The organism is Ruegeria sp. BHSA123 (genome assembly GCF_059613425.1).
Window position 1 is genome coordinate 1 of the sequence record NZ_JBXWSL010000045.1, and the last position, 20,223, is coordinate 20,223.

Sequence of the window (20,223 nt, forward strand, 5' to 3'; positions counted from 1 at the left end):
GACGCTTGCGCTTCCTGTCTCGGTCCCATCATGGCTGATCCCTCCCTTTAGGAAGAATTGAATCAGCAACTTACCAACCGATCAAGCCCGAGTTTTTCAACAAAATAGTCCCAAAGCGGACACAGCATTTGGTGGTGAGCTACGATCAATAACATAGCCTAAACACCATAGATTTGGCCTCAATCAAAGTGACGACGTTTTCCCCCAGAATACGCTTAATACAGGAACCAAACGAAATCAGCCTCCGTAAGTGCCTGTTCGCCAAGAATGGTTAACGTGTCAGTTCCGGGATCATTCCCATACGCAGACGAAAAATCGATTGTCGTGCCGCCTTGAATGGTCACGTGATCGTCCCCATCATCCAAGACACCATTCCCATTGGTGTCCAGATCGCCGAAGTTCTGAAATGGCCCATCTTTACTGGCGTTAAAGACCAGCATGTCCTCACCGGGTGTAAAATCCACAACCACATCGGTTGCCATGCTGTCATCAAAAGGCGAGTCTATCAGGTTGAACCGAAAATAATCCTCGCCCGCCCCGCCGATTCCAACGTCATCACCGCCTTTGAAATACAGGTTGTCGTCGCCGCCGCCGCCGATCATCAAATCGTCACCCTGATCAAGGTTAAACATCAAACCAAGATCATCTATGAGATCATCATTTCCCGGGCCGCCAATCAGTGTGTCATCGCCATTGCCGCCGGAAAGTCGCAATCCCGCACTCCCAGCTTTCAGCAAGTCATTTCCGTCACCGCCCTCTACTGACCGGCCGGTTGTGTTACCAATCCCAATAAAGATATCGTCTCCATCGCCTAAAAAAACTGAGTCGATACTGTAGGCATCTTTGGCAATTATTTTGTCGTTGCCGGAACCCATGTCCACGTTCGTTCCGATGCCATCTATGAACAGAAAGTCATTTCCGCCAAGCAAGTTAACAAAGTTGACATCGTCATCCGGCTTGATGACTACGTCGCGATTGTCGGTGCCAGTGATTACAGTCATTATTCCCTCCTCCAACGCTGTAAAAAATAGGGGGCTTTTATATTCTATTATCGCGATGCGTTCCCTGATCCATATCAATTGAGCCGCTTATTTGTTCCGTTCTTTTGTCTGGAGCTAGTAATGTTAGGGGCGAAAGTACTAGCTGCGCTTGAGATTACTTTTAGAATTGACATTTTTAATCAAAGCTTTGTCCCGCAGAGCAGCCTTAGCGTAACGCAAAAACGAACGGCGTTTTTTTTGCTTGCCGAGTTCAGAAACTGAAGAGATCCCGATCATACACAAAGCCCTTTGCAATACCGAGTTTCATAGCTGGGCTCTTGTGTTCTTTTACCATGAGGTCGGTGTAGTTATGGGCAAACCTCAGGATATCCACCAGCTTCATGACCATGACCGGATTGTAGTACTGCTTGTAGTACCACAGGCTTTTGCGGCCCGAGGTTGACAAACCACGCTCAAATCCCATGACCTTGGTCCGTGCCCGAGCGTGATACATGTCCACCGGATGCGTTCCCGCCCGAACTGCGAACTGTGCCATCTGGGCAAAATCTAATCGTGTTGGGTCAGTGCGGAAAATCACCCGCTTATGCGGCTCGTTGATGAAGTGGAATGGATAGTGAATGCCGGCCGATTCAGACTGACCGGTATGATCCATTAGGAGCGCCCTGATGTCGGAGAGCGCCACATTGCCAAAGGAGGCTTCCAAAAGGTACTCCATGGCGCCGTCCTGTGGCCTGAAGACAGCCTGATCACCGTCTCCAGGCAAGTACCCTGCCTGACGCATCAAATACTCCACGCGCTCTAATTCCTTGTTACCATCAGCCACAAACCCCAGGCGTCGCGGATGGCTTTCATTCTTTGCCATGGTGACGTCTGCAATCCGCACCAATCTCTTCTGCACTTCATTTTTGAACACAGCCAAAAAGGCTGAAGAGACACCCGTATCGCGGTCAACTGAAAAGTTCAGCAGTCGATACTTCCGACCGATCTTCTTCTTGAGCAGCATGATATGTGCAAACTCGGCCGCGTCTTGTCGAACCCTAGCGGCCATCTCAAGGAGCCTGATATCGTCATCAAGTTCTCTTGGCTTTTTGTTACGGTGCCACCTACTTGATTTTGGGTTGGTCGCCTTGTGTCGCTTGCAAATGTACTCGATGTACTCACTGGCAAACCAAATCCGAGCGTTCTCCCGCATAGAACGAGGCTTTTCTTTGTCTCCGACAATATCCATCGCCTTTTCGACGGCAAGCGGGTGAACGTCAGGATCAACATCTGTTGTAGACGCAATGACATACTTGCTGTCGCTGTGGACGGTGCACATGTGGCGCACTTCTACAAGTTTACGAATACCTCTGTCGGGCCAGTTCACCTGAAGGATTTGTGTGTCCGTGGCGAAGTGAGGACTATCCCCTTCAAATACTTCGGGCAGTCGCTTCTCCCGATCTGCCGCAAAGGCTTGGCATTGCTCGTGGATGAAGTCGATCTTCGAATAGACTTCCGGAAGTGATGTATCGAGTACTCGTGAGATAGCTGAAAGCGTCACGCCATTAACCAGCGATCTAAAGACTTTACCATTTAGGTCACTACGCTTATGTCGCCTCGTCGAGCGACCAATCGAGAAGGTCTTCTTACACGCTTTGCATTGATATCTTGGATCTCCTTTGGCCGTCTTACCGAACTTTCGATACCGGCTCGGCATGAGCCCAACGGTCGCTCCATGATTGATACATGCAACACTCGGACAACTTTCACGTTTTGTTCTTCTATTCATGCGGGAGAGCCTTGCGTATTCTTCCGCCAATGCCTTGTTGGACTTGAGGATGCTAGACCGTCCGCAACTTGGGCAAACATAGGTGCGCTCATCTCCAGACCCGGAGACCTTGCCCCGCGCCAAGTTCGAACCAGGAGTAGCTGGTCGGCCGCGCCCATCTCGTGGGTCAGGTAACACGCCGTAAAGGTCACAAAGTGGATTGCGGCAAAAATTGACTGAGAAACCTCCGGGCAGGCGAGGAAGCCGAGTTCTCATTTTGTTCGCAGATTTTTGCGAAGCCTTCTTGGGTTCCGGCACGTCACAAGCTCATATTTCTAAACGAAAACGACCAGCAGGTTAGCTGCTGGTCGATAGCCCGTCAACATTTACCTATAGTGGCTTGCCCAGCGGCCCCTTTTTTTCGTTTATCCGATTGCGACGGCTTTGATGTCGTCATCAATGAATGGCAGATACTGCTCGAAGTTCTCGGCAAACATCTGCACCAGTTTCTCGGCCTGTTTGTCGAATGCGGCCTGATCATCCCAGGTCCGACGTGGGTCAAGCAGAACTTCGGGGACACCCGGGACAGAGACGGGAACGTCAAAGCCGAAATTGGCGTCCTTGCGGAACTCGGCGTCGCGCAGCGAACCATCCAGCGCTGCGGTCAGCAGGGCACGGGTGGCCTTGATCGGCATCCGGCTGCCGATACCATAGGCGCCACCGGTCCAGCCTGTGTTGACCAGCCAACAGGTCGCGCCGTGTTGGGCGATCTTGTCGCGCAGCAGGTTTCCGTAGACTTCCGGGCGGCGCGGCATGAACGGAGCACCAAAGCAGGTCGAGAAGGTGGGTTGCGGTTCGGTAACGCCACGCTCGGTCCCGGCCACCTTTGACGTGAAGCCCGACAGGAAGTGATACATTGCCTGCGCAGGCGTCAGCCGCGCGATCGGAGGCAGTACACCAAAGGCATCGCAGGTCAGCATAATGATGTTTTTCGGATGCCCACCCAGCGCGCTTTTGGATGCGTTCGAAATATACTCAAGCGGATAGGCGCAACGCATGTTCGCGGTCAGCGAGTCGTCGTCGAAATCCAGTTCCTTGGTCTCGGCGTCAAAGACCATGTTTTCGATCACGGTGCCGAATTTCGAGGTGGTCGCGTAAATCTCCGGCTCGGCTTCGGCGTTCAGGTTGATGGTCTTGGCATAGCAGCCGCCTTCGAAGTTGAAGGTGCCCCGATCCGACCAGCCGTGCTCGTCATCCCCGATCAGCGTGCGCGACGGATCGGCGGACAGGGTTGTCTTGCCAGTGCCGGACAGGCCAAAGAACACGGCGGTGTCGACCGCGTTGCCGACAGCATGGTTGGCCGAGCAGTGCATCGGCATCACACCCTTTTCGGGCAGCATGTAGTTCAGCAGGGTGAATACGGATTTCTTATTTTCACCTGCATATTCGGTGCCGCCGATCAGGATCAGCTTGCGGTCGAAGTTCAGCGCGATCACCGTTTCGCCGCGGCAGTTATGTTTGGCCGGGTCAGCCTTGAAGCTAGGGCAGTTGATGATGGTGAAGTCTGCGGTGAACTCGTCCAGATCCTCGCGGTCGGGACGGCGCAACAGGTGGCGGATGAACAGGTTGTGCCAGGCAAGCTCGGTCACCATGCGCACGTTGATTGCGTAGGTTGGATCGGCGCCCCCGACGAGGTCCTGCACGAAATAGTCACGGCCTTTCATATGCGCCAGCATGTCTTGGTAGAGGGCGTCAAATCCCTCGGAGCTCATCTCGGCATTGTTTTCCCACCAGATGGTGTCGGCCACGCTGCTGGTTTTGACGACATGCTTGTCCTTGGGCGAGCGACCGGTGAACTTGCCAGTGGTGACCAGAAAGGCACCGCCATTTCCAAGTGTACCTTCGCCGCGCTTCAACGCTTCTTCGATCAGCGCCGGTTCCATGAAGTTATAATAGACATTGCCCAGACCCTCGATGCCCTGATCCTCGAGGCGGAATTGCGGGTTAACCCGTCCAGATGTCATGTGTGTCTTCTCCTGTGGCGGCGCCGGGGCATTGGGCCCTGAGGCGCCTTTGGGGCAGTGTACCGGGAAAACCGGCGGCTGAGCGCGTCTTATCATGGTCGTTCAGGACATGAACAGGCGGGTTTGACGCAGTTAGCGCAACCAAGCTCGGGTTTAGCGCCATCAAAAATTCGATGACCGAGAACCGGGCATATTTTTGCGGGCATAAAGGCAAATTTGCCGCAGACCTGCCGCAACAAAGGCACGATTCGCAGTTACGGATTGATTCGGCGTCTTAAAACCGCCAACAATGCCTTACAAATAAGCGAATTATTGCGCGAGTGAGCAGGAATAGGGGTGAGCCCGATGTCAAAGATTGCACTTGTGGATGACGATAGAAACATTCTGACGTCTGTATCCATGACACTCGAAGCCGAAGGTTTCGAGGTTGAAACTTATAATGATGGCCAGGCCGCGTTGGATGCGTTCAACAAGAAGTTGCCGGACATGGCCGTGCTCGATATAAAGATGCCGCGTATGGATGGCATGGATCTGCTACAGCGGTTGCGTCAGAAAACGCAGATGCCGGTGATCTTTCTGACCTCGAAAGATGATGAAATCGACGAGGTTCTGGGTCTGCGCATGGGCGCGGATGACTATGTAAAAAAGCCCTTCTCGCAACGGTTGCTGGTTGAGCGCATCCGCGCGCTGCTGCGCCGGCAAGAAGCAACAAGCGGCGACGCGATCACTGCCAATAGCAATGACACAAAGGTTATGGAACGCGGCGACTTGCGGATGGACCCGCTGCGCCATGCAGTCAGCTGGAAAGGGAATGATGTATCCCTGACCGTGACCGAATTCCTGCTTCTTCAGGCACTTGCCCAGCGTCCGGGTTTCGTCAAAAGCCGCGACCAGCTGATGGATGTGGCCTATGATGATCAGGTTTATGTGGATGACCGGACGATCGACAGCCACATCAAGCGTCTGCGCAAGAAGATGCGCGCGGCTGATCCCGAGTTTTCGGCGATCGAAACCCTTTATGGTATCGGTTACCGGTACAACGAAGAATAGGCGCCACGCCAGCAAGGGGTAATGGGCTCTCGTGCGCGACACCGAAGCAGCAAGCGAACTACGTGACGGTGACGTCGTACTCGGGGATGACTGGGTCATTCCCGACGATTCCGAGTCAGCGGAACTGAGGGAAAAACGTTCTCAGAGAAACCTGTTTTCTCTGCGAGGCTCGCCTTTGGCGCGCAAGATCATCACCTTTAACCTGATCGCGCTGGTGATCCTGGTTACGGGGCTGCTGTATCTGGACGATTCGCGGAAAGAGACGGTTCAGCAAACAGCGCGCAATCTGCTTGGCGATGCGCAGCTGGTCAGCAACGTCTTTGAAACCCAGCTGCGACAGGGTGCGCAACACACCGCACAGGATGCTGGGAACCTCGACGTAAGAGATACGCTGTCTGGGTTGACACTTCCCGAAGGCGGCGAAGTCTTTGTCTATGACGCCAGTGGCACCCTGATTGGCTGGACACGCGGCGCCCCGCAAGCGTCGACCATGCCGGTTCTTCTGCAAACCAATTCCGAGCTGCAAACCGGCAGCACAGTAATCAGCGACACGCTGAACGCGGTGTGGATCGGTGTGTCGAACCTTCTCAACTGGTCGACCGAGGTCGAGGCACCGACGCTGGCACAACGGGTGCAGGGAATAATCCCGCAGGCGCTGGCAGGCCAAAGTCAGGTGCAGGCTGTTCAGGACGCCGCAGGTGAGACCGTGATCGTGGCCGCTGCGCCGATCCTCTACGAAGATACCCCGGCCGGAGCGGTCGCCATCACCGGCCCAGCAGGCGAGATTGACGCATTGGCCCGTCGCGAGCAGGAACGCATCCTGCAAATGTTCGTGGTGGCTTTGCTGGTTTCGGTGGGTCTGAGCCTTGTGCTGGCTTCGACCATCGCCAACCCGCTGGCAGATCTGGCCGCAGCGGCGGAAATGGGTAAGGACCGGGGCACAGGGGTAAATCCGGGGCGCATTCGCATCCCTGATCTTAGCGCCCGTCCGGATGAAATCGGCCGCCTTAGCCGCGCTTTGCGGGGCATGGTAAATGCTCTGTATAATCGGATTGACGCAAACGAACAGTTCGCAGCTGATGTCGCCCATGAAATCAAGAACCCCCTGGCCAGCTTGCAATCCGCTGTCGGTACATTTCGCATGGTCAAGCGCGAAGATCAGCGCGACAAGCTGCTGGCTGTGATCGAGCATGACGTTCGGCGTCTGGACCGGCTGGTCAGCGACATCTCGAATGCATCGCGTCTTGACGCGGAACTGGTCAAGGAAGAAGAGCAACCCTTTGATCTGCTCAAACTGATTGGCAATTTAGGTCAATATCTGGGTGAGGATGCGCGATCGAAGGGGATCGACTATATCACCGATCTGCCATCCGATCCGATTGTCATCAACGGGCTTGAGGCCCGGCTGGCGCAGGTTTTCGTCAATCTGATCACCAATGCCATTTCCTTCTGTGAAGAAAATGACGCGATCAGGGTCTGGGTGCGTCAGCGCGACAACCGTGTTCTTGTCGTGGTCGAAGACACCGGGCCGGGTATTCCGGAACAGGCCTTGACCAAAGTGTTCAAGCGATTCTATTCGCAACGCCCACCCGAGCATTTCGGCAACAATTCGGGGCTCGGTTTGGCCATCTCGAAACAGATTGTCGAAGCCCATGGCGGCGTAATCTGGGCTGAGAATATCCGCCCGACAGAGGCTGATATCACGTCAGACCCGCTGGGCGCGCGTTTTGTGGTGGGGTTGCCCTTATAAACCATGCAAGCAAGTTCTCTGTCAGACGCCAAAGACCGGGACAGCGCTTGTGTTCATGCCTCATGTATAACAGTGGCCGGGCGCGGGCTGTTGATTGTCGGTGCCTCGGGCGCGGGAAAATCGGCATTGGCATTGCAGATGATGACCTATGGGGCAGGGCTGGTTGCGGATGATCGGGTCGAACTGTCAAGGCGGGGCCATCAGGTCATTGCCGCCGCCGTGCCGCAGATACAGGGTTTGATCGAGGCCCGTCACATTGGTTTGATCAAAGCGGATGCATTCGGACCGGTCCCCTTGGACTATGTTATGGACCTGGATCAAAACGAGCCGCAGAGGTTGCCTGCCGAGGCGACAATCGTGCTGCTGGGGCAAACTGTTCCCTTGCTTCGCGGGGCAGGCGTGCCCAACTTGGCCGCAGCGTTGATGCAGCTTCTGAAATATGGGCGTGTACACCCGGAATGGCCGAACAAATGACAGAGCAACGGCGGATCGTGTTGGTTACAGGCCCATCAGGGGCCGGAAGATCCACAGCCATTCATGTCCTGGAAGACCTGGGCTTTGAGGCTATCGACAACTTGCCGATGGGCCTGTTGCTGCGCCTGCTGGACAGTGCGGACAGCGACCGCCCAATGGCGCTGGGCATTGACGCCCGCAATCGCGATTTCTCGACAATCGGGTTTATCGAACTGGCCGAAAGCCTGGGTCGCATGGCGCGGGTGGATTTGACCGTTCTGTATCTGGATTGCAGCGACGACGTGTTGGTGCGCCGGTTTTCGGAAACCCGCAGGCGGCACCCCGTTGCCAAGAATGCCAGCCCTGAGACCGGCGTTCAGCGTGAAAAAGAGCTGCTGGCCCCCATACGCGAGATTGCAGATACCCTGATCGATACAAGCCATCTGAACGTGCATCAGCTGCGGGAAGAAGTTGAAAACTGGTTTGCGCCCCAAGGGGGGCGACATCTGGCAGTTTCAATCGAGTCGTTTTCGTACAAGCGGGGCCTTCCGCGCGGACTGGACATGGTCTTTGATTGCCGGTTTCTGGCAAACCCGTATTGGCGCCCCGAGTTGCGGGCGGCGGACGGGCGGCACTCGGACGTTGCGCGCTTTGTTCAATCGGATATGAATTACGCACCCTTTCTTGAACGTGTTATGGATTTGCTTACTTTGTTGCTGCCGGCCTTTCGGGCCGAAGGAAAAGCACATCTGTCGGTGGCTTTTGGATGCACGGGTGGGCAACACAGATCCGTCGCAATGGCAGAAGCTGTTGCAAAGGCCCTTGCAGAGGACGGGCAGCAGGTGGCAATTAGACATCGCGAGATGGAACGTCGGTCGTTGAGTGTGAGGTCGGATTGATCGGAATAGTGATCGTTGCGCATGGCGGTTTGGCCCAGGAATACCTGGCCGCCACACAGCATGTGGTCGGACCGCAGCCCGGCCTTGTGGCCATTGCGATCGAACCCGACCACGATAGGGATGAAAAACAGGCGGAAATCTGTCGTGCGGCTGACGAAGTGGATATGGGCGACGGTGTTGTCGTTGTAACCGACCTGTTCGGTGGCAGCCCTTCAAATCTCAGCCTGCGGGCCTGTGCGCCTCAGGATCGGCGGATATTGTATGGGGCAAACCTGCCAATGCTCATTAAATTGGCCAAAAGCCGCCACTTACCCGTTGGTGATGCTGTCCGCCAGGCAATGGAAGCTGGACGGAAATACATCAATGCGCAAAATGTGACTTTGGACTAAAACCGGATTGATGAATATGACCACCCGAAGCCTGAAAATTATCAATGAAAAAGGTCTGCATGCCCGCGCCTCGGCAAAACTGGTCGAGGTTGTGGAAGGTTTCGACGCGCATGCCGAGGTGTCGAAGGACGGAATTTCTGCGTCAGGTGACAGTATTATGGGCCTTTTGATGTTGGCAGCCTCTCGCGGAACAACTATTGACGTCGAGACCTCCGGGCCGGATGCTGAAGCATTGGCAGAAGCTCTGGAAGCGCTTGTGAACGACAAGTTCGGAGAGGGGTTCTAAGCTGCCCTTGCCGGGACAGGAAGAACGGGAAGACCAGGAATTGGCGGAAACGACGCACGAGACCAAGACAAGCCCGGTGGTGGATGGGACCGCAGATCAGGGCGAGATCTACGACCGTAGAACTCTGACCTATGCAAACTCGTTCGATGACGCCTGGACTTCAACGGCCATTCGCGCCATCGAATGGTGCACGGGCAAGCTGACCATTCTGCGGATGGTCAACAAATTCGAGAAAAAGAACGAATTTTATCGTGGGCAGCGGTTCTGGGGTGGCGCGCTTGAGGTGATGGGGATCGACCTGACCACGCCGCTAGAGCAGATCGCCCGTATTCCAAAAACCGGCCCTGTGGTTGTCGTTGCCAACCACCCCCACGGAATGGTGGATGGTATGATTCTGGCCGAGTTGATCGGGCGGGTCCGCAGTGATTATCGCATTCTGACCCGCTCGGTCCTGACGGGTCTGGATGAGGCCGCGACATCTTTCATGATCCCGGTTCCATTTCCGCATGACCCCGAGGCGCAGGCCAAGATGCTGGAAATGCGTGGCAAGGCGATGGACCATCTGAAGGACGGCGGCGTCGTGGCGCTGTTCCCGTCCGGTGTCGTCATGTCATCGGATGACTGGTTTGGCCCCGCAGTCGAGCGCGAGTGGAATGTGTTCACCGCAAAAATGATCCGCCGTTCAGGCGCGCGCGTGGTGCCTATTTTCTTTCCCGGCAGCAACTCGCGATGGTACCAGATCGCCAACAAACTGTCGCCGATCCTGCGGCAAGGCTTGCTGCTGCATGAAATCGTCCGCTCGTGCAAAAAACCGCAATCGCCAGTCATCGGCGATCCGATCTCGGATCAGGACATGGAACAGTTGGAGCGTGACCCGCGTGGTTTCATGACCTGGCTCAGAAACCATACAATGTCGCTGGGCAAGTCAGGCCAATCCTGATCCGTGTCTTCATCTGACCGACACCGTGCTTGGCAAGGGCGGTTTTGTTAACGTGTCGGAACCGGCACCTCGCCGCGATAATCATAGAAACCGCGCTGCGTCTTGCGCCCCAGCCATCCGGCCTCGACGTATTTCGTCAAAAGTGGGCAGGGGCGATACTTGGTATCAGCCAGACCATCATGCAAGACGTTCATGATGGCCAGACAGGTGTCCAGCCCGATGAAATCCGCCAATTCCAAAGGCCCCATAGGGTGATTCGCGCCCAGCTTCATCGATTGGTCGATGGACTGGACGCTTCCGACACCTTCATACAGCGTATAAACGGCTTCGTTGATCATCGGCATCAGAATGCGGTTGACAATGAAAGCCGGGAAATCTTCGGCGCTGGCAGCCGTTTTGCCCAACCGGTCCACCACCGCTTTGCAGGCTTTGAAGGTTTCCTCATCCGTTGCGATACCGCGGATCAGTTCCACCAATTGCATGATCGGAACCGGGTTCATGAAGTGAAAACCCATGAAACGTTCGGGTCGGTCGGTACGGCTGGCCAGACGCGTGATGGAAATGGACGACGTATTCGACGTCAGGATCGTATGCGGCAGGAGGTGTGGCTGCAGATCTTCGAAAATGGCCTGTTTGACCGTTTCCCGCTCGGTCGCAGCTTCGATCACCAGATCGGTCTGTCCCAGCTGCGGCAATTCAAGGGTGGTTGTAATACGCTTCAGGGCCGCCTGCATCGCATCGTCAGTGATCTTGCCGCGTGATGCCTGACGCGCCATGTTGCCTTCGATCGTGGCCATTGCGCTGTTTAACGCATCCTGACTGACATCATTCAGCAAGACATCGTATTCCGCCAAAGCCAGAACATGAGCAATGCCGTTGCCCATCTGACCCGCGCCAATCACCCCGACCGATTTAACTTCCATGTTCAGCTGCCTTTGCCCTGGAGGATACCGGGACAGTATCGGCAGACCGGGGCAGGCGGCAAGGGGATCGAACCGGTCAATTTTGCTTCAAATGCGCGCATTAGGAGATTCTCAATACCTAAGGCCGCAAATTGGCATTTGGGTGAAAATGTGGGGGGCTTGGTATGAGCTTTCATCGGGTCAGCGACAGCACAGAGGCCGCGTGCCAATATGCAGGATCAAACCTTTGGTTTCGGGCACCGCCCGGAAATCTTGAGACGCCCTATGTGGCCTGTCTGGGGGGAGAAGAGACGTTTGGCCGGTTCGTGGAATATCCATACCCGGCATTGCTTGCAAAAAGATTGCCGCAGCCTTGTATCAATTTTGGCAGTCTTTTTTGCGGGGCTGAGGCACTGCTTGCTGATCCGGGGGTCTTAAATCTTGTCAACGGATCGGACCTTTGTGTGCTGCAAGTGCTGGACGTGCCTTACCAGTCGAACAGGTTTTATCGCGTGCATCCGCGTCGGAATGATCGGTTTCTTGAACCCTCGTGCGACCTGCTGGACTTTTATCCCGAGGTCGATTTCACGGAAATCCACTTTGTCAGGCATTTGCTGGAACGGTTGCGTGTCATAAAGGACGCGCGCTTTGAGGTTGTGGCACAGGAGTTGCGAGAGACTTGGTTGCGCAACACATCCGAGCTGATACGCCGGATCAAGCCGGGGGTTGTTCTTCTCTGGCTGCATATACAGCGACAGGAAGACCGGCATCGCGACCTTGTCCTGCCCGACGCTGACATGATCGAACAGGTTCGACCGCTATGTGCCGATGTCGTGGAATGCTCGGTCAGTGTGTCCTCCTTGTCAGACGAGATCAAGGACGTGTTGTTCGGGACGCTGCAACAGCCTGTGGCCGAGCATATGCTCGGCCCCTCTGCGCATAGAGTGATTGCCTTGAAGCTTGAGGCGGCTTTGAGGGGATTGAATTGAAAAAGGCCCGCTTGGTGGCGGGCCTTTGGTGATTGTGGGGCTAAGATCCCGGGCTGTGTTCAGCCGAGTTTTTCGGTCAGTTCCGGGACCGCCTGGAACAGGTCGGCGACCAGTCCGAAGTCGGCGACCTGGAAGATCGGTGCTTCTTCGTCCTTGTTGATCGCAACGATGACCTTTGAATCCTTCATGCCCGCAAGGTGCTGGATTGCGCCCGAGATTCCGACCGCGACATACAGATCAGGCGCAACAACCTTGCCGGTCTGACCCACCTGCCAGTCGTTCGGGGCATAGCCCGAGTCCACAGCGGCGCGCGATGCGCCAACCGCTGCACCCAGCTTGTCAGCCAGAGCTTCGATCAGCTTGAAGTCGTCTTGCGAGCCGACACCACGGCCGCCCGAGACAACAACGCCTGCCGAGGTCAGTTCTGGCCGGTCGCTTGCAGCCACCTTGTCTTCGACCCACGACGACAGGCCGGGATTGTCGCCGACCGAGATGGTCTCGACCGCAGCCGAGCCGCCGGTCCCCGCCGCATCGAAGGACGCGGTGCGGATGGTGACGACCTTCTTGGCGTCGTTCGACTTCACGGTCTGGATCGCGTTGCCCGCATAGATCGGGCGCTCAAACGTCGAGCCGTCAACCACGCCCGAGGCATCCGAGATCACCATCACATCCAGCAGGGCTGCGACGCGCGGCATCACGTTCTTGGCGTCGGTGGTCGCGGGGGCCACGATATGCTCGTACCCATCGGCCAGACCCACGATCAGCGCGGCGGTCGATTCCGCCAGGCGATGACCCAGCGACGCGTCTTCGGCCACCAGCACCTTGGACACGCCGTCGATCTTGGCGGCAGCCTCGCCGGCAGCGGCGGCCGAGCCACCTGCGGCCAGAACGGTCACGTCACCCAGCGCCCTGGCGGCGTTGACGGCCTTGGCGGTGGCGTCCAGCGCCAGTTCGCCATTGTTGACTTCGGCAAGCAGAAGTACAGCCATTACACAGCCCCCGCTTCTTTGAGTTTCGAAACCAGCTCATCCACCGAGCCAACGATGATACCTGCGGCCCGTGCCGGCGGTTCTTCGGTCTTGACGATTTCCAGGCGCGGCGTGACGTCGACGCCGTAATCGGCGGCAGTTTTCTCGTCCAGCGGCTTTTTCTTCGCCTTCATGATGTTGGGCAGCGACGCATAACGCGGCTCGTTCAGGCGCAGGTCAACGGTCACGATGGTCGGCATCTTAACGCTGATGGTCTGCAACCCGCCATCCACCTCGCGGGTGATCTTGGCGCTGTCGCCTTCGATATCCAGTTCCGAGGCAAAGGTGCCCTGCGACCAGCCCAACAGGGCCGACAGCATCTGGCCGGTGGCGTTCATGTCGTTGTCGATCGCCTGCTTGCCCGCCAGAACGATGCCGGGCTGCTCTTCCTCGACCACTTTGGCCAGGATCTTGGCAACCGCCAGCGGCTCGATATCGGTGTGCACATCATCCGTCGCAACAACCAGAATCGCGCGATCAGCCCCCATGGCCAGCGCGGTCCGCAGCGTCTCCTGCGCCTGCTTCACACCAATCGAAACGGCAACAACTTCGTCTGCCTTGCCAGCCTCTTTCAGGCGAATGGCCTCTTCAACCGCAATCTCGTCGAACGGGTTCATCGACATTTTGACATTGGCGAGATCAACACCGCTACCGTCCGCTTTCACGCGGACCTTCACATTGTAGTCAATCACGCGTTTGACAGGTACCAGTACCTTCATTGTAGCGCTTTCTCCTCAAAAAAACGGCAAGCCGCGAAGGCGACTCCACCAATGCTCTCGTCGGACTTGATAACGTCTGCTGCACCCGCAAAACAGAGCAAAATCGTCACGTCGTCGCGTCGGGACGTCGCGTTTTGCAGTTTTTTACCTTGAGGCACGCAAGATTGTTGCCCGCATTGTGCCTATTTTCTGGGAAATATTCAGCGGTTCGCGCCAGGAACCCACAGCACGTCGTCCTTGCCATCATTGTTTGCGCAACGGGCCGCGACGAAAAACCAGTCACTTAGCCGGTTGAGGTATTTGACGGCCACGTCGTTAACCGGTTCCATATTTGTCAACTCGACTGCCAATCGCTCGGCGCGACGCGATACGGTGCGGCACACGTGCAAATGCGCGGCCAGCCGCGACCCCCCCGGCAGGATAAAGCTGCGCAGCGGTTCCAATGTTTCGTTCATGATGTCAATTTCGGCTTCCAGCCGGTCGATCTGAGCGGATACGATTCGCAGCGGTGGATAGTCCGCTTCGGCATCCTTCTCCATTTCAGGGCGGCAGAAATCTGCGCCAAGATCAAACAGGTCGTTCTGAATCCGCGACAGGGCGGCATCGACTTCGCCTTCAGCCTCGGTGCGGGCCACGCCAACAAAAGAATTCAACTCGTCCACTGTTCCGTAGGCGGCAACGCGTCCCGAATACTTTGCCACACGCTCGCCATTTCCCAGTGCGGTTTTGCCATCGTCGCCGGTGCGTGTGTAGATTTTGTTCAGCACAACCATTACTGCACTCCTTGCCCGCGTAGATAGACGTAAAGCACGATTAAAACTACGGCGATGAACTGAAAGAGGATGCGCAGGCGCATCATCTTGTTGCTTTTCTTAGCTGCTTCCATGCCGCCTTTGCCGAAATTCGCGATGCCCAGGGCTAACACAACGACAACCGCCGCCATGGCCAGAAGCAGAATGACCATTAAAGGGTCCATTTAAAGTCACCGTCCGGTTTTTTCGATTATCACCCATCTAGCGTCAAGGCACCGAAAAGCGAACGGGAAATAACGTCTCAGATATCCGAAAGGATGCGGTCCGTGGCTTTTGTTGGCAGAATCCGGCGCAGAACCCCTGCGACATATGTCGGGGTGGTCACATAGTAGCGTGGTTTGGGGCGGCGCGCCTCGACCGCATGGGCCAGCTTGTCGGTGACGGCGGAGGCGGGCAGTTCGAACCGGTCCGGTGCACTGTTTTCGTATAACCGCTTCAGCAGCGAACCTTCGTATTTTTCCCGCAGGGCCGAGTTCTCCCAGTCGATGTACTTTTCGAACACCGGGATTGCCTTTTCCCTGAGCTTCGAGGTGATCGGGCCGGGCTCGATCAAAACGACCTGAATGCCGGTATCCCGCAGCTCCAGCCGCAAGGTGTCGGTCAGTCCTTCGATGGCGTATTTGGTGGCGACATATGCGCCGCGCCAGGGGAAGGCGACAAGGCCCAGTACCGAGGAACATTGCACGATCCGGCCGTGGCCCTGCTCGCGCATGACGGGAATAACCTGTCGGGTCAGCTCGTGCCATCCAAAGACATTTGTTTCAAAGATATGGCGCAGAGCGTCTGTCGGGACGTCTTCAACCGCACCGGGCAGTCCATGCGCGCCGTTGTTGAACAGCGCGTCCAGCGTACCGCCCGTTGCTTCAAGTACGTGTGACAATCCCGAGGAAATGGTGTCTTGGTCAGTATAGTCGATTCTTGGGCTTTCAAACCCTTGCGCGCGCAGGCGATCACAGTCGCGCTGCTGTCGGCAGGATGCAAACACACGCCAGCCTCGTGCACGCATTCCGTGTGCTGCGTCCAGCCCAATGCCCGACGAGCATCCCGTAATAAGAATCGATTTCTGCATGTGCCTTCCGAAGTTGAACCCCGCCAAAAGCTAGGGTGGGGTTTGCGGCAGGGCAATGACGTCCGGGCGTCAGTTTGATGTTTTCCGGACAAGTGATGCTGAAATCCACCCAACCTGTTGCGCGGGCAACACCCGCAGGCGCAGCCAGCCGGTGCCGGAGTCACTCAGGACCTCGACCCGTTGGCCAAGCGCGGCCTTGCCGATGATGGGATAGATCGTGCCGGGGCCATCGCGCAGATTAACCCGGGTGCCCGAAATTTCGCGGATGTCGGTCTGGGCCTCGGCAGGCGTGGGCAGTTCGACGACGGGCAACTCAGCGTCGGTGACCACCTGCTCCAGCGCGCTTACGCCCTGCTCCAATGATGCCAGGGTCAGGGTCACGCTTTCGTCTTTAAACAGCGAGGGATTGGCTTTCAGGCCAGCCGCGACCTGCGAGAGGAGGGCCTTTGTTTCGGTCTCACCCAACTGGGCTACGGCCTCGGCAACAGGTGGATCCGCCAGAGCGGGTTTGACGGCGGTCCGGGTGACCAAATCTTCAACAGGTGCAGGTTCAACGACCGGTGCAACCGGTTCGGCCACGACAACCACGCGTTCCGGTTTGGCAGGGCGTACGCCGCGCGGTTCAAAATCGGGGCCGCCGCTCATCACATAAAAGGTCCAACCGAGCGCGGCAAAGGTAACAAGTATCAGGCGCGTCATGGCGCATCCCCCAAGGCAATCGTAACATCAACAAATGGCAGTATCTCAATTGATGAAAGCTTAGCATATTTCGGGGGACGAGTCGAAAAATGGGGGAAAACAACATGGTGTCTCCCCCTGTTGCAAAAAGCACGACTTTTCCCCAGCAATTTATGTGTTGCTCGCTTTACCAGGGCGCACTTGCGTCGTATCACATCATATATGAACGATACGATCGATGACCCCAACATGGAGGCCCCTGCAGGTGGGGGCGAGGTGGCGGAACCGCTGCGCCGCGCGATTGGTGAGCGGTATCTGACCTATGCGCTGTCCACCATCATGCACCGGGCGCTGCCCGATGCGCGGGACGGGTTGAAGCCGGTTCACCGCCGAATCCTCTATGCGATGAGAGAGTTGCGACTCAGTGCAACCGGAGGTTTCCGGAAGTCTGCCAAGATTTCCGGCGACGTGATGGGCAACTATCACCCGCATGGCGATGCTGCAATTTACGATGCGATGGCGCGCCTGGCGCAGGATTTCAACGTCCGCTATCCGCTGGTCGACGGGCAGGGCAATTTCGGCAATATCGACGGCGATAACCCGGCGGCCTCGCGATACACCGAGGCGCGGATGACCATCGTGGCCGAGGCGCTGCTGGAAGGGTTGAACGAAGACGCCGTTGATTTCCGCGACAATTACGACGGCACCCTGACCGAACCGGTCGTGCTGCCTGCACAGTTCCCGAACCTGCTGGCCAATGGCGCAAGTGGTATCGCGGTGGGGATGGCGACGAATATCCCGCCGCACAACATCTCGGAACTCTGCGATGCCTGTCTGCATCTGATCAAGACACCGGAGGCGCGCGACGACACGTTGCTGAACTACGTGCCCGGCCCTGACTTCCCGACCGGTGGCGTGATTGTCGAGCTGCCCGAGAATATCGCGCAAGCCTATCGCACCGGGCGCGGTTCGTTCCGTTTGCGCTGCAAGTACGAGGTCGAGGATTTGGGGCGCGGACAGTGGCAGATCATCGTCACCGAGATTCCTTATCAGGTTCAAAAGTCCAAGCTGATCGAGAAGATCGCCGAGCTGATCCAGACCAAGAAAATCCCGATCCTTGCCGATGTGCGCGACGAATCCGCCGATGACATCCGTCTGATCCTCGAGCCGCGCTCCAAGAATGTGGACCCTGAGGTGCTGATGGGCATGCTTTATCGCAACTCGGACCTTGAGGTGCGGTTCAGCCTGAACATGAACGTGCTGATCGACGGGGTGACGCCCAAGGTCTGCTCGATGAAGGAAGTGCTGCGCGCGTTTCTAGATCACCGACAAGAGGTGCTGCTGCGCCGCTCGCGCCACCGCATGGCCAAGATCGACCACCGGCTGGAAGTGTTGGAGGGCTTTATCGTTGCCTTCCTGAACCTCGACCGTGTGATAGACATCATCCGCTACGACGAAGACCCCAAAGCCGCGCTGATGCGCGAGGATTGGGGGATCGCCCACATCCGCGCCACCAGCGAGGCCGACTATGTCTCACCCAAACCGGGCGAGGGCGAGTTGTCCGAGGTTCAGGTTGACGCGATCCTCAACATGCGCCTGCGCAGCCTGCGCCGTCTGGAAGAGATGGAGCTGGTTCGCGAACGCGATGAGTTGATGCTGGAACGTGCCAACCTCGAAGACTTGTTGGCCGACGAAGGCCTGCAATGGGCCAAGATTTCCGAGCAGTTGAAAGAGACGAAAAAGACCTTCGGCAAAGATTACGAAGGCGGCGCGCGCCGCACGCGGTTCGCCGAAGCGGGTGAGGTCGAAGAGGTGCCGCTTGAGGCGATGATCGACCGCGAACCGATCACGGTCGTCTGCTCTCAGATGGGTTGGATTCGCGCCATGACCGGTCATATCGACCTGACCCGTGAATTGAAGTTCAAGGATGGCGATGGGCCGCGCTTTATCTTCCATGCGGAAACGACCGATCGGTTGCTGGTCTTCGCTTCGAACGGGCGGTTCTATACAGTCAGCGCGGCCAACCTGCCCGGCGGGCGGGGCATGGGCGAACCCCTGCGCCTCATGGTCGATTTGCCGAACGAGGCACGGATCATCGATATCCTGATCCACAAACCGGGGCGCAAGCTGCTGGTGGCCTCGGATGCGGGCAACGGGTTCATGGTGCCCGAAGATGACGTGCTGGCCCAGACGCGAAACGGCAAGCAGGTGCTGAACGTCAAGGACGACGAAACAGCAGTGATCTGCAAACCGGTCGAGGGCGACCACGTTGCAATCGTGTCCCAGAACGGCAAGTTCCTTGTCTTCCCGACAGAAGAATTGCCCGAAATGACTCGCGGCAAGGGCGTGCGCCTGCAAAAATACAATATGGCACGCGGGCGGCAGGGAACGCTTGAGCTGGACGGCGGTCTGTCTGACATCACCACCTTCAACTGGGAGGAGGGCCTGAAATGGTCCATGGGAGGCGACAAGACCCGGCATGAGGCAGATATGTCCCAATGGCTGTCCAAGCGCGCCAGCGTAGGGAAAAAAGCGCCTTACGGCTTCCCGCGGGACTATAAGTTTTCGTGATCCGACCCCGGTTGCGGTAGAAATCCACCGATACGGCTTGGCACAACCCGTATCGGTGCGCTACACCCAATAAAAACAGGCCTATCGAGACAGAGAGACATGTTGCGCATTCTGACCCTAATCACCGGATTGGCCCTGATGGCCGCATGCACGCAGACGCAGGTTTATGAACCGCCTGAATCGCTGGGTGAATTCAAGCTGCGGGTCAACTACGCGTTCGCTGACAAGGCCGTGCAAGGGCCAGTATCCCGCGATGCAACACCCGACGAATGGACGAAGGCCATCCAGAATGCAGTCGATATTCGTCTGGGCCGTTATGAAGGTACGCAGGAATATGACATCGGAATCAGCCTGGAAGGCTACATGCTGGCGCCCCCGGGAATCCCGATCATCTACAATCCCAAAAGCACTGCGATTGTGCTGGTCAACGTTTATGACGTGAAGAAAGAAAAGTTTCTGGCAAAGGGAAAGCAGTTCCAGGTGCTGGAAGACACGACCGGAGGCAGTGCGCTGAAAGGGTCGGGGCACGAGCGTACCAAAAACGAACAGATGGCCGGTCTGTCACTGAAAGTAGCCGACCGGGTCGAAGAGTGGCTGGCTGAAGAACATGAAGAGAATGGCTGGTTCGAAAAACGGCCAGACCTGATCCAGCCCCTCGATTCCACCGAGGTTACGCAAAATCCGGCGGGATAACCGCATTTCCCTCAGGATGTGCTTGATTTTCCCCTTTGAACCAAATATCTCGCGCGCGCAGATAGTAACCCGGGACCAAGGGTCCCCCAAATCGCAAAAGGGCGCCTGAGGAATGGCAAAGGAAAAGTTTGAGCGTACAAAACCGCACGTCAACATCGGCACGATTGGGCATGTTGACCATGGTAAGACGACGCTGACCGCAGCGATCACCAAGTATTTTGGT

21 protein-coding genes are annotated in these 20,223 nt (G+C 56.7%); 11 read left to right on the forward strand and 10 right to left on the reverse strand.

All coding sequences use genetic code 11. From position 1 onward, the window contains the following. Positions 1–215 precede the first annotated feature (215 nt). The 3 genes from AC2FNC_RS16140 to AC2FNC_RS16150 all read right to left on the reverse strand — a co-directional run bounded on the left by AC2FNC_RS16140 (position 216) and on the right by AC2FNC_RS16150 (position 4,772). Positions 216–1,001 carry a calcium-binding protein gene (locus tag AC2FNC_RS16140; protein WP_496715905.1) on the reverse strand — a complete coding sequence of 262 codons (786 nt, stop codon included), beginning with the start codon at positions 999–1,001 and terminating at the stop codon, positions 216–218. Positions 1,002–1,251: 250 nt separating this feature from the next. Continuing rightward, complete coding sequence (locus AC2FNC_RS16145) at positions 1,252–2,541, reverse strand: hypothetical protein (protein ID WP_496715906.1); 1,290 nt, start codon at positions 2,539–2,541, stop codon at positions 1,252–1,254. 632 nt (positions 2,542–3,173) lie between these two features. Next, positions 3,174–4,772: a phosphoenolpyruvate carboxykinase gene (locus AC2FNC_RS16150; protein WP_496715908.1), complete on the reverse strand. Its 1,599-nt coding sequence runs from the start codon at positions 4,770–4,772 to the stop codon at positions 3,174–3,176. 345 nt (positions 4,773–5,117) lie between these two features. Between AC2FNC_RS16150 and AC2FNC_RS16155 the strand changes: the two genes are divergently transcribed. Genes AC2FNC_RS16155 through AC2FNC_RS16185 form a run of 7 tightly spaced genes read left to right on the forward strand, consistent with a single transcriptional unit; the run spans position 5,118 to position 10,539 of the window. Then, positions 5,118–5,822, forward strand: a complete 705-nt coding sequence (locus AC2FNC_RS16155) for a response regulator transcription factor (protein ID WP_209506312.1) — start codon at positions 5,118–5,120, stop codon at positions 5,820–5,822. 31 nt (positions 5,823–5,853) lie between these two features. Then, on the forward strand, positions 5,854–7,572 hold the full coding sequence (locus AC2FNC_RS16160) for an ATP-binding protein (RefSeq protein ID WP_496715910.1): 1,719 nt from the start codon (positions 5,854–5,856) through the stop codon (positions 7,570–7,572). A gap of 3 nt (positions 7,573–7,575) precedes the next feature. Next, positions 7,576–8,046, forward strand: coding sequence for an HPr kinase/phosphorylase (locus AC2FNC_RS16165; protein ID WP_480607892.1), 471 nt, complete (start codon positions 7,576–7,578; stop codon positions 8,044–8,046). Continuing rightward, positions 8,043–8,924, forward strand: coding sequence for an RNase adapter RapZ (gene rapZ / locus AC2FNC_RS16170; protein WP_480473854.1), 882 nt, complete (start codon positions 8,043–8,045; stop codon positions 8,922–8,924). The genes AC2FNC_RS16165 and rapZ overlap by 4 nt, the downstream gene beginning before the upstream one ends. Continuing rightward, the gene (locus AC2FNC_RS16175) at positions 8,921–9,313 is read left to right on the forward strand and encodes a PTS sugar transporter subunit IIA (protein ID WP_209506320.1); all 393 of its coding nucleotides are present in this window, start codon (positions 8,921–8,923) and stop codon (positions 9,311–9,313) included. Before rapZ ends, AC2FNC_RS16175 begins: the two co-directional genes overlap by 4 nt. Before the next feature lie 16 nt (positions 9,314–9,329). Then, positions 9,330–9,599, forward strand: coding sequence for an HPr family phosphocarrier protein (locus AC2FNC_RS16180; protein ID WP_209506323.1), 270 nt, complete (start codon positions 9,330–9,332; stop codon positions 9,597–9,599). 40 nt (positions 9,600–9,639) lie between these two features. Then, positions 9,640–10,539 carry a lysophospholipid acyltransferase family protein gene (locus AC2FNC_RS16185; protein ID WP_480473853.1) on the forward strand — a complete coding sequence of 300 codons (900 nt, stop codon included), beginning with the start codon at positions 9,640–9,642 and terminating at the stop codon, positions 10,537–10,539. A gap of 47 nt (positions 10,540–10,586) precedes the next feature. Here the strand turns inward: AC2FNC_RS16185 and AC2FNC_RS16190 are convergent, their stop codons facing one another. Further along, a complete protein-coding gene (locus AC2FNC_RS16190) occupies positions 10,587–11,462 on the reverse strand; it encodes a 3-hydroxybutyryl-CoA dehydrogenase (RefSeq protein WP_209506328.1) in 876 nt (291 codons plus the stop codon). A gap of 164 nt (positions 11,463–11,626) precedes the next feature. Between AC2FNC_RS16190 and AC2FNC_RS16195 the strand changes: the two genes are divergently transcribed. Beyond that, positions 11,627–12,430 (forward strand): DUF6473 family protein, encoded by an 804-nt coding sequence (locus tag AC2FNC_RS16195; protein WP_496715914.1) that lies wholly within the window; start codon positions 11,627–11,629, stop codon positions 12,428–12,430. 59 nt (positions 12,431–12,489) lie between these two features. Here AC2FNC_RS16195 and AC2FNC_RS16200 read toward each other — a convergent pair whose 3' ends face one another. From AC2FNC_RS16200 to AC2FNC_RS16225, 6 genes are all read right to left on the reverse strand, one after another. Then, the gene (locus AC2FNC_RS16200; RefSeq protein WP_480556008.1) at positions 12,490–13,419 is read right to left on the reverse strand and encodes an electron transfer flavoprotein subunit alpha/FixB family protein; all 930 of its coding nucleotides are present in this window, start codon (positions 13,417–13,419) and stop codon (positions 12,490–12,492) included. Further along, positions 13,419–14,177, reverse strand: a complete 759-nt coding sequence (locus AC2FNC_RS16205) for an electron transfer flavoprotein subunit beta/FixA family protein (protein ID WP_267364208.1) — start codon at positions 14,175–14,177, stop codon at positions 13,419–13,421. The genes AC2FNC_RS16200 and AC2FNC_RS16205 overlap by 1 nt, the downstream gene beginning before the upstream one ends. Before the next feature lie 200 nt (positions 14,178–14,377). Next, positions 14,378–14,950: a cob(I)yrinic acid a,c-diamide adenosyltransferase gene (locus AC2FNC_RS16210; protein ID WP_267364209.1), complete on the reverse strand. Its 573-nt coding sequence runs from the start codon at positions 14,948–14,950 to the stop codon at positions 14,378–14,380. After that, positions 14,950–15,153, reverse strand: coding sequence for a twin transmembrane helix small protein (locus AC2FNC_RS16215; RefSeq protein WP_480519502.1), 204 nt, complete (start codon positions 15,151–15,153; stop codon positions 14,950–14,952). Before AC2FNC_RS16215 ends, AC2FNC_RS16210 begins: the two co-directional genes overlap by 1 nt. 77 nt (positions 15,154–15,230) lie before the next feature. After that, a complete protein-coding gene (locus AC2FNC_RS16220; RefSeq protein WP_496715918.1) occupies positions 15,231–16,058 on the reverse strand; it encodes an SDR family NAD(P)-dependent oxidoreductase in 828 nt (275 codons plus the stop codon). Positions 16,059–16,127: 69 nt separating this feature from the next. Beyond that, the gene (locus AC2FNC_RS16225; protein ID WP_496715920.1) at positions 16,128–16,757 is read right to left on the reverse strand and encodes an SH3 domain-containing protein; all 630 of its coding nucleotides are present in this window, start codon (positions 16,755–16,757) and stop codon (positions 16,128–16,130) included. Between the two features lie 201 nt (positions 16,758–16,958). Between AC2FNC_RS16225 and AC2FNC_RS16230 the strand changes: the two genes are divergently transcribed. The 3 genes from AC2FNC_RS16230 to AC2FNC_RS16240 form a co-directional block, all read left to right on the forward strand. Next, a complete protein-coding gene (locus tag AC2FNC_RS16230) occupies positions 16,959–19,307 on the forward strand; it encodes a DNA topoisomerase IV subunit A (RefSeq protein WP_496715921.1) in 2,349 nt (782 codons plus the stop codon). A 99-nt stretch (positions 19,308–19,406) separates the two neighbouring features. Beyond that, positions 19,407–20,000, forward strand: coding sequence for a hypothetical protein (locus tag AC2FNC_RS16235; protein WP_480473846.1), 594 nt, complete (start codon positions 19,407–19,409; stop codon positions 19,998–20,000). Positions 20,001–20,112: 112 nt separating this feature from the next. Next, a partial coding sequence (locus AC2FNC_RS16240) for a GTP-binding protein (RefSeq protein WP_170744588.1) occupies positions 20,113–20,223 on the forward strand: 111 nt, incomplete at its 3' end.

Excerpts from the sequence above, each read along its gene's own strand:
- AC2FNC_RS16140 (WP_496715905.1), bottom strand. The coding sequence starts at position 1,001 with ATGACTGTAATCACTGGCACCGACAATCGCGACGTAGTCATCAAGCCG.
- AC2FNC_RS16150 (WP_496715908.1), bottom strand. The coding sequence starts at position 4,772 with ATGACATCTGGACGGGTTAACCCGCAATTCCGCCTCGAGGATCAGGGC.
- AC2FNC_RS16155 (WP_209506312.1), top strand. The coding sequence starts at position 5,118 with ATGTCAAAGATTGCACTTGTGGATGACGATAGAAACATTCTGACGTCT.
- AC2FNC_RS16165 (WP_480607892.1), top strand. The coding sequence starts at position 7,576 with ATGCAAGCAAGTTCTCTGTCAGACGCCAAAGACCGGGACAGCGCTTGT.
- rapZ (WP_480473854.1), top strand. The coding sequence starts at position 8,043 with ATGACAGAGCAACGGCGGATCGTGTTGGTTACAGGCCCATCAGGGGCC.
- AC2FNC_RS16180 (WP_209506323.1), top strand. The coding sequence starts at position 9,330 with ATGACCACCCGAAGCCTGAAAATTATCAATGAAAAAGGTCTGCATGCC.
- AC2FNC_RS16190 (WP_209506328.1), bottom strand. The coding sequence starts at position 11,462 with ATGGAAGTTAAATCGGTCGGGGTGATTGGCGCGGGTCAGATGGGCAAC.
- AC2FNC_RS16195 (WP_496715914.1), top strand. The coding sequence starts at position 11,627 with ATGAGCTTTCATCGGGTCAGCGACAGCACAGAGGCCGCGTGCCAATAT.
- AC2FNC_RS16200 (WP_480556008.1), bottom strand. The coding sequence starts at position 13,419 with ATGGCTGTACTTCTGCTTGCCGAAGTCAACAATGGCGAACTGGCGCTG.
- AC2FNC_RS16205 (WP_267364208.1), bottom strand. The coding sequence starts at position 14,177 with ATGAAGGTACTGGTACCTGTCAAACGCGTGATTGACTACAATGTGAAG.
- AC2FNC_RS16210 (WP_267364209.1), bottom strand. The coding sequence starts at position 14,950 with ATGGTTGTGCTGAACAAAATCTACACACGCACCGGCGACGATGGCAAA.
- AC2FNC_RS16215 (WP_480519502.1), bottom strand. The coding sequence starts at position 15,153 with ATGGACCCTTTAATGGTCATTCTGCTTCTGGCCATGGCGGCGGTTGTC.
- AC2FNC_RS16220 (WP_496715918.1), bottom strand. The coding sequence starts at position 16,058 with ATGCAGAAATCGATTCTTATTACGGGATGCTCGTCGGGCATTGGGCTG.
- AC2FNC_RS16225 (WP_496715920.1), bottom strand. The coding sequence starts at position 16,757 with ATGACGCGCCTGATACTTGTTACCTTTGCCGCGCTCGGTTGGACCTTT.
- AC2FNC_RS16230 (WP_496715921.1), top strand. The coding sequence starts at position 16,959 with ATGAACGATACGATCGATGACCCCAACATGGAGGCCCCTGCAGGTGGG.
- AC2FNC_RS16235 (WP_480473846.1), top strand. The coding sequence starts at position 19,407 with ATGTTGCGCATTCTGACCCTAATCACCGGATTGGCCCTGATGGCCGCA.